Here is a 12856-nt window from a genome sequence, read left to right on the forward strand (position 1 = left end):
GGGAAACCGCGATGAGCAGTGGCACGCACCGGCTCTGTGAAGGGCGCGTCGTGGTTGTGACCGGGGCGGGGCGTGGCCTCGGCCGCGCGCACGCGCTCGCCTACGCCGCCGAGGGCGCCCGTGTGGTCGTCAATGATCTCGGCGTCGGACTCGACGGAACACCGGACCCCGACAGCCCGGCCGCCCGGGTCGTCGAGGAGATCCGCACCCAGGGAGGGGAAGCGACCGCGCACGGCGGGGACATCGCCACGACCGACGGCGCCGCCTCCCTCGTCCGCACCGCCCTGGACACGTACGGCCGGCTCGACACCCTCGTCAACAACGCCGGCTTCCTGCGCGACCGCATGCTCGTCAACCTCGACGAGGACGACTGGGACGCCGTCCTCCACGTCCACCTCAAGGGCCACTTCCTCCCCCTGAAACACGCCGCCGCGCACTGGCGCGCCGAGACCAGGGCCGGTCGCACACCCACCGCCAGGATCGTCAACACCAGCAGCGGCGCGGGCCTGCTGGGCTCACTCGGCCAGGGCAACTACAGCGCCGCCAAGGCCGGCATCGTCGGCCTCACCCTCGTCGCCGCCGCCGAACTCGCCCGCTACGGCGTCCAGGTCAACGCCATCGCCCCCGCCGCGCGCACCAGGATGACCGAGGGCGCCTTCGCCGAGGCGATGGCCGCCCCCGGCACCGGCTTCGACGCGATGGCCCCGGAGAACGTCTCCCCGCTGGTGGTGTGGCTGGGTTCCGCCGCGAGCGAGGGTGTCACCGGCCGGGTCTTCGAGACGGAGGGCGGCCGCATCACCGTCATGGAGGGCTGGCACGCAGGCCCCACCACGGACAAGGGAGCCCGCTGGACGCCGGAGGAGGCGGGAGAGACAGCACTGAAACTGCTGGCGGAGGCGCGGAAACCCGGACCGGTGTACGGGTCCGGCTGAGCCGCGGCCTCCCGTCGCGACAAAGCTCCGCCCCAGGTCTTTCCGGCTCGCAACAGAACTACGCCCCAGGTCTTTAACGGGCGCGGAGAACTGCGCGACAAGCCCACACACACCCGCACCCACACACCCGCCGGACGCACCGAACCAACCACGCCCTCCACGCCCTCCCACGCGCCCCACAAACCTACGTGTCGCACTCCAGAACCGTCCGACACAACCCACACCGTGCCCGAACCCGCCCCCGAACCGGCACCCGAATCCGCTGATGACACGTCGGACAGGGAAACGACACCCGCAACGGCCCCCGCCCCTCAGGCGTGAACACATACGGCACCCCCGACGGCACCCCCGCCCCCGGCGAGGCCGCCCGCAGGTCCTGCGCATGGCGCCGATCACGCGCGTACCGCCGCCGCCCCGCCCACCCCGCTGCCGTCAGCGGTGGCTCCCGCTCGTCCCGGCGAGCCCGCACCCGGCCCTCCGCGAACGCGGAATACGCCTGCGCGCTGGTGAACCACACCGAGGGGTCCTCCCCGAACAGCTGCGCCCGCTTGGCCAGCACGTACCCGAACTCCTCCGGCGTCAGATACCCCAGCTTCTGCGACGACGCGGCGTCCTCCCGATACGCGTCCAGCAGCAGCCACCCCGCCCCCAGATACGTCGCCGCCGTGTCCGTGAGGATCTCGTTCTCACGGGTGCCGGGGAAGGACAGCCCGAGCCGGTGCAGATACACATGCATGACCTCGTGCGCGAGGGCCGCCCCGATGTCCCGGCGGTGCGTACGGAACCGGTCGTTGAGCTCGACGAAGTACTCGGGCCCCGCCGCCAGCTCGACGCTCGCCGCATGGGTCATCTCCCGGAAACCGACGACCATCCGGGCTTCCGGCAGCCGATAGTGCCGCACCAGCTCCCGCGCCACCCGCTGCGCACCGAGATGGAGATCGTCGGTGTCGCAGAACGCCACGTCCACGGGGGCCACACTGGTGGCGAACAACTGGATCGTGTCGTACGAGAGCCGCTTGTACAGCGCGGTGATCGACTCCCGCACGGTGTCCAGATGCGGGTAGCCGTGCTCGACAGGTCCGCCGTTCGCCACGTCCGCACCCCCAGAGACGCCTCGATACGTTCCACTCTAAGCCGGTGCGGCCCGCCAGCCGCAGCGTCGTTAGGCTGACGACCATGACCACCAGCAACACCAACGAGGCGGCGAACACCGCGGCCGCGCCGGCCGACGAGGTCGACGCGGAGGTCCGGGCGGAACTCACCCGGCTGCGTGACAGCATCGACAACATCGACGCCGCCGTCGTCCACATGCTCGCCGAACGCTTCAAATGCACCCAACGGGTCGGCCACCTCAAGGCCGCGCACCAACTGCCCCCCGCCGACCCCGGCCGCGAGGCGCAACAGATCAACCGGCTGCGCGGACTCGCCGAAAGTGCCAAGCTGGACCCGGCGTTCGCCGAGAAACTGCTGAACTTCATCATCGCCGAGGTCATCCGGCACCACGAACGCATCGCGGACGACGCGCTGAACGGCACAGCGGGCACGACCGGCACAGCACCAGACGCAGGGGAGTGACAACGTCCTCCGACGGGCACCCTGCGTGAGCACTCCTTGTCAGGGAACGACCACACGCGGTGAGAGGTCATGCCGTCAGAATCCAGGATCCTCATCGTCGACGACCATGAGGACACCCTGTACGCCCTGGAGAGCGCCCTGGCCCCGCTGGGCCACCGCCTGACGCGCGCCACCAGCGGCGACGCGGCCCTCAAGGAAGTCCTCCGCGGCCGGGTCGGTCTGCTCCTCCTCGACGTCCGCATGCCCGGCGTCAGCGGCCTCGACGTCGTCCACTACATGCGCGGCGTGGAACAGACCCAGCACATCCCCGTCATCCTCCTCACCGGCTTCGGCCCCGACGCCGAACTCACCGCCGCCGCCTTCCGCCTCGGCGTCGCCGACCTCGTCATGAAACCCGTCGACCCCTGGGCCCTGCGCACCAAGGTCCGCTACCTCTACGACGCCCACGAACGCTCCCACACCCTGGAACGCGAAATCCGCGACCTGCGCGCCCGCCTCAAGGAACACGAGGAACTCAAGGAGCTCAAGGAGCTCAAGGAGCTCAAGGAACACGAGGAACTCAGGGCCGCCGACGACCACCGCGACCGGAGGCGCATCCCCGCACAGCACGACGGCGCGAAGGAGCGCACACAGGCCGCCCACGGACCGGACATGGACCGGGCATAGGCCGCAAACAACCGGACACACGGCGCACGCGACCGGACATAGGTCGCGTACCAGGCCCGCCCCTGTCCTGCGCCAGAGGCATCAGGCAGCATGTCCCTCATGTCCGTACTGACGCGCGACGAAGCGCAAGCCCGTGCTCGGCTCCTCGACGTCCACCGCTACGAGATAGCACTCGACCTCACGCGCGGCGACGAGACCTTCGACTCCCGTACCGTCATCCACTTCACCGTGCGGGGGAAGAAAAAGGCCGCGGACACCTTCGTCGAGCTCAAGCCCGCCGAACTGCGCTCCGTCACCCTCGACGGAAAGCCCCTCGACCCCGAGACCCTCGACGGCAACCGCCTCCCCCTCAAGGGCCTCCCCCCGGGCGCACACGAACTGCGCGTCGACGCCGCCATGGGCTACTCCCGCACCGGCGAGGGCATGCACCGCTTCACCGACCCCACCGACAGTGAGACCTACGTCTACACCCAGCTCTTCCTGGACGACGTGCAGCGCGTCTACGCCGCCTTCGACCAACCCGACCTCAAGGCCGTCTTCGACGTCACCGTCACCGCCCCCGAGGCCTGGACCGTCCTCGCCAACGGCATCACCGAACAGAGCGACGACGGCACCTGGCGGGCCACCACCACCCCGCCGATCTCCACCTACCTCGTCGCCGTCGCCGCCGGCCCCTGGCACTCCGTCCGCACCGAACACCGCGGCCTGCCCTTCGGCATCCACTGCCGCCGCTCCCTCGCCCCCCACCTCGACACCGACGCCGACGAGATCCTCGACGTCACCCGCGCCCTCTTCGACCGCTACCACGAGAAGTTCGAGGAGCCGTACCCCTTCGACTCCTACGACCAGGCCTTCGTCCCCGAGTTCAACGCCGGCGCCATGGAAAACCCCGGCCTCGTCACCTTCCGCGACGAGTTCGTCTACCGCTCCGCCGTCACCGACACCGAACGCCAGACCCGCGCCATGGTCATCGCACACGAGATGGCCCACATGTGGTTCGGTGACCTCGTCACCCTCAAGTGGTGGGACGACATCTGGCTGAACGAGTCCTTCGCCGAGTACATGGGCTACCAGACCCTCACCGAAGCCAGCCGCTTCGCCGACACCTGGGTCGACTTCGGCATCGCCCGCAAGGCCTGGGGATACGACGCCGACCAGCGCCCCTCCACCCACCCCGTCGCCCCCGAGAACGTCGACGACACCGCGGCCGCCCTTCTCAACTTCGACGGCATCTCCTACGCCAAGGGCGCCTCCGCCCTCCGCCAACTCGTCGCCTGGCTCGGCGAGAAGGACTTCCTCGCCGGCATCAACGCCCACTTCACCCGCCACCGCTTCGGCAACGCCACCCTCGCCGACTTCATCGACAACCTCGCCGGCGCCACCGAACGCGACGTCCACGCCTGGGCCGACGCCTGGCTCCGCACCACCGGCGTCGACACCCTCACCCCCAAGGTCACCCGCGCCGCCGACGGCACCCACACCCTCACCGTCGACCGCACCGGCAGCCGCCCCCACCACATCGCCGTCGGCCTCTACGACCAGGACCCCGGCGACGACCGAGGCCACCTCACCCTCCGCGACCGCGTCGAACTCGACCTCCCCCAGACCACCGACCAGCCCATCGGCAAACGACCCGCACTCCTCCTCCTCAACGACGGCGACCTCACCTACACCAAGGTCCGCTTCGACCCCGACTCCTTCGCCGCCGTCACCGACCACCTCTGCGGCCTCCCCGACCCGCTCACCCGCGCCGTCGTCTGGAACGCCCTGCGCGACGCCGTACGCGACGCCGAACTCCCGCCCACCGCCTACCTGGAAGCCGCCCGCACCCACCTCCCGCACGAGAGCGACCTCGCCATCGTCCAGGGCGTCCTCACCTTCGCCACCACCCAGGTCGCCGACCGCTTCCTCGCCCCCGAACAGCGCGCCACCGGCCTGGCCACCCTCGGCTCCCTGTGCCGCGACCTCATCCGCCGCACCGAGGACGGCGACAACCCCGGCCTGCGCCTCACCGCCGTACGCCACTTCATCGACGTCGCCGCCCACCCCGAGACCATCGCCGCCTGGCTCGCCGACGGCACGGTCCCGGGCGGCCCCGAACTCGACCCCGAACTGCGCTGGCGCGTCCTCGGCCGGCTCGCCGTCCTCGGCGCGCTCGACGCCACCGCGATCGCCGACGAACTGGAACGGGACCCCAGCGCCAGCGGCCGCGAGGGCGCCGCCCGCTGCCGGGCCGCACTGCCCGAACCCGAGGCCAAGCGGGCCGCCTGGGAGGCGATGTTCACCACCGACGACCTCTCCAACTACCTGTTCACCGCCACCGCCCAGGGATTCTGGCAGCCGGAGCAGACGGCCCTCCTGCGGGAGTACGTCGAGCGCTACTGGGCCGACGCGGTCTCGCTGGCCGCCAGGCGAGGACCGGCGATCGCGGAAGCCGCAGGGCGGTGGGCGTTCCCGGTGTACGCGGTGGACCCGGAGACGCTCGACCTGGGGGAGCGGTGTCTTCAGCAGGACAACCTGACTCCGGCGCTTCGGCGAAAGCTGGTGGATCAACTGGATGACCTCGCGCGTGCGCTGCGGGTGCGGGAGACGTAAAAGGTTTTCCGGGGGCCGCGCGGGGGCCCGGGCGTTCTGCGGGCCGGCAGTCGGCCGTGGCCGGCCGCGCGGTTCCCCGCGCCCCTTCGAGGCGCGCTGCCGCTCAGGGCACGCTCTCGTACCCTCTTTTGGTTGTAATCAACGTCCTTTTCGGGCTCAGCACCCGATCGGCGTACAAAATGGGATTCCCCGTGCTCCGGAGGAATCCATGACCACTCCGCCCCTCGCCTCGGGACCCCGAGGCCCCGGCGCGCTCCGCCCGCTGCTCGACACGGTGCTCGACGCGTTGCGGGAGGGGACCGAGGCCCGGGGCGGCCCCCTCCCCGCCGGCGGGCCGGAAGCGGTAGCGGCGCAGGTGCGGGACACACTCGGTGAGGCGCTGCCCGCCGAAGGCGAGCCGGACGCCCTCCACCGGCTGGTCCGGGCCCTCGCGGCAGGCACCGCCGACCCCGCCGACCCCCTGTGCGCGGCCCACCTCCACACACCACCCCTGGCCGTCGCCGCCGCCGCGGACCTCGCCGCCTCCGTGCTGAACCCTTCCCTCGACTCCTGGGACCAGGCCCCGGCAGCCTCCGCGCTCGAAGCGCTGGTGACCCGGGCGCTGGCCGAGGAGGCCGGCGCCGCCGACGCGCTGGTCACCACCGGCGGCACCGAGTCCAACCACCTCGCCCTCCTGCTGGCCCGGGAGGCGCACCCCGGAGTACGCCTCATCTGCGGGGCCAACGCCCACCACTCCCTCCCCCGCGCCGCCTGGCTCCTCGGCCTCCCCGAGCCCGTCGTCATCCCCACCCCCGCCGGCACCCTCGACCCCGCCACCCTGGACGACGCCCTCACCCACCTCCAGGGGCCCCTCCTCGTGGCCGCCACCGCAGGCACCACCGACGCCGGGCTCATCGACCCGCTGCCCGAGATCGCCGCCCTGTGCGAGACCCACGGCGCCCGGCTCCACATCGACGCGGCCTACGGCGGAGGCCTCCTCTTCAGCGACCGGCACCGAGCCCGCCTCGACGGCCTCGCCCGCGCCCACACCATCACCCTGGACCTGCACAAACTCGGCTGGCAGCCGGCAGCCGCCGGACTCCTCGCCGTACGCGACGCACCGGACCTCGCCGTACTCGAACACCGAGCCGACTACCTCAACGCGGACGACGACACCGCGGCCGGCCTGCCCGACCTGCTCGGCCGGTCCCTGCGGACCACCCGACGGCCCGACATCCTCAAGATCGCCGTCACCCTCAAGACCCTGGGCCGCACCGGACTCGGCGCGCTCGTCGACCAGGTCTGCGCTCTCGCCCAGGAGTTCGCCGCCACCGTCGAGGCACACCCCGGCTTCGAACTCCACGACCGGCCCACCATCAGCACGGTCCTCTTCCGGCCCACCGGCGCGTCCGACGACACCGTCGCCGCCGTACGCCGCCGACTCCTCCACGACGGCCGGGCCGTCATAGGCCGCGCCCAACTCGACGGCCGACTGTGGCTCAAGGCCACCCTGCTCAACCCCCACACCCAGCCGGGCGACCTCACCACCCTGCTGAAACTCGTGGAAGCCACAGAACTCGCGGAACTCGCACCACCCACAACACCCGCAGAACTCGCCGCACCCCCGGAACTCGCGGTACCCGCAGAACTCCCCGAAGGACACACCCCCACATGAGCACGCCCCCAGAGCACGACCAGCGCGAACCCGAAGCCCCCCGCGACCTCGTCGGCGTCGGCATCGGACCAGCCAACCTCTCCCTCGCCGCCCTCGCCCAGCCCCTCACCGAACTCGACGCCGTCTTCTACGAGCAACGCCCCGGCTTCGACTGGCACCCGGGGCTCCTCATCGAGGGCGCCACGGTCCAAGTCCCGTTCCTGGCCGACCTGGTGACACTCGCCGACCCCCAAAGCCCCTGGTCGTTCCTGAACTACCTCAGGACCCGCGACCGGCTCTTCCCGTTCTACTTCGCCGAGCGCTTCCACATCCAGCGCGCCGAGTACGACGCCTACTGCCGCTGGGTCGCCGAGAACCTGCCGGGACTACGGTTCGGGCACCAGGTCGACTCGGTGCGCTGGAACCCCGAACGAGAACTCTTCGAGGTCGACCACATCCGACTGGACGGCGACGGCGACGGCGAAGCCGAGGCACTCGGCCGTACCTACACCCGCAACATCGTGCTCGGCGTCGGCACCGAACCACATGTCCCCGAACCCCTCAAGCCGCTCGTCGAGGCGGCCGGCGTGCCCGTCATCCATGCCGCGGACTACCTCGACGAGCGCGACCGCCTCCTGGCCGCCGGACACATCACCGTCATCGGAGCGGGACAGTCCGGAGCCGAGGTCTTCCTCGACCTGCTGCGCCACCGGCCCGCCGGCCGGGAACGACTGCACTGGCTCGGCCGCACGGAAGCCTTCGCGCCCATGGAGTACTCCAAGCTGGGCCTGGAACACTTCACACCGGACTACACCCGCTACTTCCACGCCCTCGCCGAACCCACCCGGGACCGCCTCGTCGCCGCCCAGTGGCAGCTCCACAAGGGCATCGGCTCCGACACGATCGCCGCCATCCACGACGAGCTGTACCGCCGCACCCACGACGGCGGCTGGCCCGACGCCGTCCTCACCCCCGGCGTGCACGTCCGCACGGCCGGCCGGCTCGCCACCACCAAGGTCGAACTCCACCTCGAACACCTCGAACAGGGCACCCGCTCCCGCCTCACCACCGACGCCGTCGTCCTCGCCACCGGCTACCAGGAGCGCCCCCTCGACCGCGTCCTCGCCGGCCTCGACCCGTACATGCGGCGCGACAGCCGCGAGCGGCCCCGGGTCGACGACGGATTCCGGATGATCCTCGACCCGTCCGTCACCGCCGCCGGCTGCCACGTCTACGTCCAGAACGCCGAACTGCACACCCACGGCATCGGCGCCCCCGACCTCGGCCTCGCCGCCTGGCGCAGCGCCACCATCCTCAACACCCTCACCGGCAAGGAGCCCTACCCCCTGCCGGGCCGCACCGCCTTCACCACCTTCGGCCTCGGACCACGGCCGCAGATCCCGCCCGCCCGGCAGGAGAAAACCCTCACCCCACTGACCCCACTCGTCGACGTAAGGTAATCGACGAGCAAAGAAGTAGGGCAGCAGTGGTGACGGCTGCAAGAAACCTGCCTACCTTTCGGGCCATGACCAGCACCCGCGCCGGCACCACCTGGATCGCCGCCCACCGCTCCGCCGTGATCGACCCCCACGAAGCCTTCAAACTCTTCGAGGTCCGAAGCTTCACCGACCAGACCGTGCGCCAGACCCTCCGCCCAGCAGGCGGCGGCCAGGCCCTACGCGTCCGCCTCAGCAACCGCTACGGCCACACACCCCTCCACATCGGCGGCGCCCACCTCGCCCACCGCACCGAGGGCAGCGCCATCGACCCCGCCACCGACGTCACCCTCCTCTTCGCCGGCGCCGAAACCATCACCGTCCCACCCGGCGAGGAGGCCATCAGCGACCCCGTCGAAGGCACCGTCACCGCCGGCCGGGAACTCGCCCTCAGCCTCTACCTCCCCGGCGACACCGGCCTCACCACACACACCGCGAACCCCTACGACGTAGGCCACGCCGTCCCCGGCGACCAGCTCACCGCCGAATCCCTCGACGAGTACGACGAGCTGATCACCGGGCACTTCGTCACCGGCATCGACGTCCTCGCCCCCGACAGCACCCGCATCGCCGTCGCCTTCGGAGACTCCTGGATCGAAGGCATGGCCACCACCCCCGGCACCGGCAGCAGCTTCCCCGCCCAACTCGGCCACCGCCTCACAGACGGCTGGATCGTCGCCACCGGCATCTCCGGCAACCGACTCCTCACCGACGAGATCGGCGCCCACCTGCTCTCCCGCGTCCAGCACGACGTCCTCGACATACCCGGCGCCAGCCACGTCATCATCCACACCGGCCTCAACGACCTCGGCCTGCCCGGCGCCATCGCCTACCCCGAACCCGCCAAACTCCCCACGGCCGCCGACCTCATCACCGGCCTCACCACCCTCGCCGACCGCCTCCACGCCGCAGGCCTCACCGCCATCGGCACCACCATCGGCCCCTACGCCGGCACCGTCTACCCCGGCTACGACACCGACGAAGGTCAAGCCGTACGTGCCGAGGTCAACACCTGGCTCCTCGGCGACACCCACCCCTTCGACGCCGTCATCGACATCGCCGCCGCCGTCGCGGACCCGGACCACCCCACCCGCATCCGCGACGACCTCAACAGCGGCGACGGCCTCCACGTCAACGACGCCGGCGCGAAAGCCATCGCCGACGCCGTGGACCTGTCACTCCTGAACCTCTAGAAGACCGGCGTACCGTTCCGCGTCAACTTCCAGTCCACCGACGCGAACGCCGCCGGATCGATCGACCCCTTCGCCTTCACCCACGCGATCATCGTGTTACGAATCTCGTCCGAGTTCGACCACAGCAGCTGGGCCGCGGCCACATGCGGGAAGTTGCCACCGCCGTTGGCCCGGTAGTTGTTCACCGCGAACACGAACTTCCGGTCGTCCGCCAACGCCACCCCCTCGAACAGCACGTTCGAGATACGCGACCCCGCCGGCTTCGCGATATCGATCTCGTACGACAGACCACTCACCGCGTCGTAGTTGTAGTCCGGCGTCCCGTTCGCGTTCGTCAGCTTCGCCGGATCGATCACCGCGTCCGCCGCCGTCTGCACGAAGTAGTTCGCCGAGAACTCCAGATACGCCTTCATCTGCGCACCCGTCATCAGACGCGCCTCCAGCGTGTTCTCGAAGACATACAGACCCGCCACGTCCCGAATGCTGACGTTCCCCGCCGGAATCACCGCGCTCCGCGAGAACGCCGCCGCCTGCGACAACACCGGCAGCGACCCGTACTCGGAGGAGGAGAGGGCCTGCTTCACCGTGTCGGCCTGAATGTGGTTGATCAGATCGATGATCGCCACATCCTTGTACGGCGCCTCCACCGACGTCATCTCGGCAGCGTTCGTACCGATGATCTGATTGACGTACGCGACGACCTTCTTGTGCTCGTCAACGAGCATCGACACGATCTTCGGGTCCTCCTCCACCGCGTTGGAGTTGAGAACCTGCGCGCCGACCCTCTCGACCTCCCAGCGGCCCTTGCCCCACACCAGCTCGAAGTCGAACAGCGTCAGCCGCTGCCCCCACTTCAGCGGCTCCGACAGCACGACCTTCTTACCGGTCTCCTTGTTGGTGACGAAGTACTCCGGAATCTCCGTGTGCGCGTGCCCCACCAGAATCGCGTCGATCCCCGGCACCTGCTCGGCCACCAGCCCGGCCGCGTTCTCGATGTACGGCAACTGATCACCGTACGAAGAGGTGCCGGACGACCCACTGTGCGCCGACACGATGACGACATCCGCCCCCATCGACCGCAGCTTCGGCACCCACTTCGCGGCCTGCTCCTCAAGCCCCGGGAACGTCATCTTCCCCTGCACATTGGCCTTGTCCCAGATCGCGATACCCGGGTTCGTGAGCCCCAGCACCGCCACCTTCACATCCCGCCCGTGCGACGCACGCATCCGGTGCATGCTGTACGGCGGGAACGCCGGCAGAAGCGTCTTGGCATCCAGCGCGTTCGCACCCAGCAACGGGAAACGACACTGCTTCTGGAACTTCCGCAGCACCGGAATGCCATAGTTGAACTCGTGGTTGCCCAGCGCCGCCGCGTCGTAGTCCATCGCGTTCATCGCCTGCGCCATCGGATGCACCGGACCACCCTTGGCGGTGATCGGGTCCACCTTCGCGTAGTAGTACGACAGCTGCGTGCCCTGGATGGTGTCACCGGCATCGATGAGCAGCGTGTTCCGCCGCCCCTTCTCCTTGCGGATCCGGTTCACCAGCGTGGAGATCTTCGCCAGACCGACGTCGTTGTGCGCCTTGTCGTCGAACTCCTTGTCCGTGAAGTAGTCCCAGTTGAAGACATTGCCGTGCAGGTCGGTCGTCCCCATCACGGTGAACCTGTACCGGTCGGGGTCCTTCTTCCCGCCACCCTTCACCTCGGCCGCCTGCGCACTCGGAGCCATGGCCGAACCGGCGATGGCCACTCCCGCACCGGTCACGGCCGACTTCTTCAGGAACTTCCGGCGGTTCAAGGGCATGTCGGGTACTCCTCGGAGGAACGGACGATCTCAACGCGCGTAGACAATAGTCGGCAGAACAAACGGCCACATGACACAACGCGCGTAGATTCTGACCCGTACCGCCCCCACCGCAACAGACCCCACAGGTTTCGATCTGGTGACCCGCACGGTCAGCGACCACACCACCGGTGACAGAGTGGGACGTATGACCACCAGCCCAGAGGAAGCCCAACCCCCGGCCGTCCCCTACGGCACCCCCGACGCACCCCGCATCGCCGTCCGCGGCGAAGCCCACCTCGAAGTCGACCCCGAGACAGCCCGCATCGGAATCACCGTCCTCGCCCGCGGCAAGGACCGGCGCACCGCCCTCGACGACCTCACCCGCCGCAACACCACCGTCCTCGACCTCGTCAAAACCTACGGCGAAGCAGTCGAACGCCTGGAGACCGGCGCCTTCTCCATCACCCCCGAACTGAAGGAGAAGAGCAGAGGCGAAAGAATCCAGGCCTACCACGGCCGCGTCCACATCACCGCCGAGCTGACCGACTTCACCGCACTGGGCGAACTCACCACCCGCCTCGCAGACCTCGACCTCACACGCGTCGACGGCCCCTGGTGGTCCCTCCGCCCCGACTCACCCGCCCACAAACGAGCCCGACAGCAGGCCGTACGGGAAGCCGTACAACGCGCCAGGGAGTACGCGGAAGCCCTGGGCACCTCCCTGGCCGCCCTGGTCGAACTCGCCGACATCGGCGCGGAGGCACCCCAACCCCTCCACCCGGCCGGCCCAGGCGGCCGTATGCGATCCATGATCGCCGGAGCCGAGGACACCACCGCCGCCCCCCTCGACCTCGAACCCCAACGGCAACGCGTCCACGCACAGGTCAACGCCCGCTTCACGATGCTGCCACCACAACTGTGACCTGCCGCAGAAGTGCCCGGGCCGCTGGACCGAGGCACCTTCAACCCTTGTGACCAC

The 12856-nt window shown here is 69.9% G+C and carries 10 protein-coding genes; 8 read left to right on the forward strand and 2 right to left on the reverse strand.

The window, feature by feature from the left end:
• Window positions 1-11: 11 nt before the first annotated feature.
• Complete coding sequence (locus tag OG622_RS37075; RefSeq protein ID WP_371580994.1) at window positions 12-932, forward strand: SDR family oxidoreductase; 921 nt, start codon at window positions 12-14, stop codon at window positions 930-932.
• Between the two features lie 184 nt (window positions 933-1116).
• Here the strand turns inward: OG622_RS37075 and OG622_RS37080 are convergent, their stop codons facing one another.
• On the reverse strand, window positions 1117-2025 hold the full coding sequence (locus OG622_RS37080) for a hypothetical protein (protein ID WP_371580995.1): 909 nt from the start codon (window positions 2023-2025) through the stop codon (window positions 1117-1119).
• 83 nt (window positions 2026-2108) lie between these two features.
• Between OG622_RS37080 and OG622_RS37085 the strand changes: the two genes are divergently transcribed.
• The 6 genes from OG622_RS37085 (at window position 2109) to OG622_RS37110 (ending at window position 10090) form a co-directional block, all read left to right on the forward strand.
• Window positions 2109-2507, forward strand: a complete 399-nt coding sequence (locus OG622_RS37085; RefSeq protein ID WP_371580996.1) for a chorismate mutase — start codon at window positions 2109-2111, stop codon at window positions 2505-2507.
• A gap of 69 nt (window positions 2508-2576) precedes the next feature.
• Entirely contained in the window at window positions 2577-3173 is a 597-nt protein-coding gene (locus tag OG622_RS37090; RefSeq protein ID WP_371580997.1) for a two-component system response regulator, read from the forward strand.
• A gap of 90 nt (window positions 3174-3263) precedes the next feature.
• Complete coding sequence (pepN, locus tag OG622_RS37095) at window positions 3264-5768, forward strand: aminopeptidase N (protein WP_371580998.1); 2505 nt, start codon at window positions 3264-3266, stop codon at window positions 5766-5768.
• 208 nt (window positions 5769-5976) lie between these two features.
• Window positions 5977-7422: an aspartate aminotransferase family protein gene (locus tag OG622_RS37100; RefSeq protein WP_371580999.1), complete on the forward strand. Its 1446-nt coding sequence runs from the start codon at window positions 5977-5979 to the stop codon at window positions 7420-7422.
• On the forward strand, window positions 7419-8861 hold the full coding sequence (locus OG622_RS37105; RefSeq protein ID WP_371581000.1) for a lysine N(6)-hydroxylase/L-ornithine N(5)-oxygenase family protein: 1443 nt from the start codon (window positions 7419-7421) through the stop codon (window positions 8859-8861). Before OG622_RS37100 ends, OG622_RS37105 begins: the two co-directional genes overlap by 4 nt.
• 65 nt (window positions 8862-8926) lie before the next feature.
• Entirely contained in the window at window positions 8927-10090 is a 1164-nt protein-coding gene (locus OG622_RS37110; protein WP_371581001.1) for a GDSL-type esterase/lipase family protein, read from the forward strand.
• On the opposite strand, the gene OG622_RS37115 is transcribed toward OG622_RS37110, so the two are convergent.
• On the reverse strand, window positions 10087-11895 hold the full coding sequence (locus OG622_RS37115; RefSeq protein ID WP_371581002.1) for a 5'-nucleotidase C-terminal domain-containing protein: 1809 nt from the start codon (window positions 11893-11895) through the stop codon (window positions 10087-10089). The two genes, OG622_RS37110 and OG622_RS37115, sit on opposite strands and share 4 nt — an antisense overlap.
• Before the next feature lie 187 nt (window positions 11896-12082).
• On the opposite strand from OG622_RS37115, the gene OG622_RS37120 reads away from it, so the two are divergent.
• Window positions 12083-12799: an SIMPL domain-containing protein gene (locus OG622_RS37120; RefSeq protein WP_371581003.1), complete on the forward strand. Its 717-nt coding sequence runs from the start codon at window positions 12083-12085 to the stop codon at window positions 12797-12799.
• Window positions 12800-12856: the final 57 nt, after the last annotated feature.

This window comes from Streptomyces sp. NBC_01314 (assembly GCF_041435215.1).
Classification (GTDB): Bacteria; Actinomycetota; Actinomycetes; order Streptomycetales; family Streptomycetaceae; genus Streptomyces.

Excerpts from the sequence above, each read along its gene's own strand:
- OG622_RS37075 (WP_371580994.1), top strand. The coding sequence starts at position 12 with ATGAGCAGTGGCACGCACCGGCTCTGTGAAGGGCGCGTCGTGGTTGTG.
- OG622_RS37085 (WP_371580996.1), top strand. The coding sequence starts at position 2,109 with ATGACCACCAGCAACACCAACGAGGCGGCGAACACCGCGGCCGCGCCG.
- OG622_RS37090 (WP_371580997.1), top strand. The coding sequence starts at position 2,577 with ATGCCGTCAGAATCCAGGATCCTCATCGTCGACGACCATGAGGACACC.
- pepN (WP_371580998.1), top strand. The coding sequence starts at position 3,264 with ATGTCCCTCATGTCCGTACTGACGCGCGACGAAGCGCAAGCCCGTGCT.
- OG622_RS37100 (WP_371580999.1), top strand. The coding sequence starts at position 5,977 with ATGACCACTCCGCCCCTCGCCTCGGGACCCCGAGGCCCCGGCGCGCTC.
- OG622_RS37105 (WP_371581000.1), top strand. The coding sequence starts at position 7,419 with ATGAGCACGCCCCCAGAGCACGACCAGCGCGAACCCGAAGCCCCCCGC.
- OG622_RS37110 (WP_371581001.1), top strand. The coding sequence starts at position 8,927 with ATGACCAGCACCCGCGCCGGCACCACCTGGATCGCCGCCCACCGCTCC.
- OG622_RS37115 (WP_371581002.1), bottom strand. The coding sequence starts at position 11,895 with ATGCCCTTGAACCGCCGGAAGTTCCTGAAGAAGTCGGCCGTGACCGGT.
- OG622_RS37120 (WP_371581003.1), top strand. The coding sequence starts at position 12,083 with ATGACCACCAGCCCAGAGGAAGCCCAACCCCCGGCCGTCCCCTACGGC.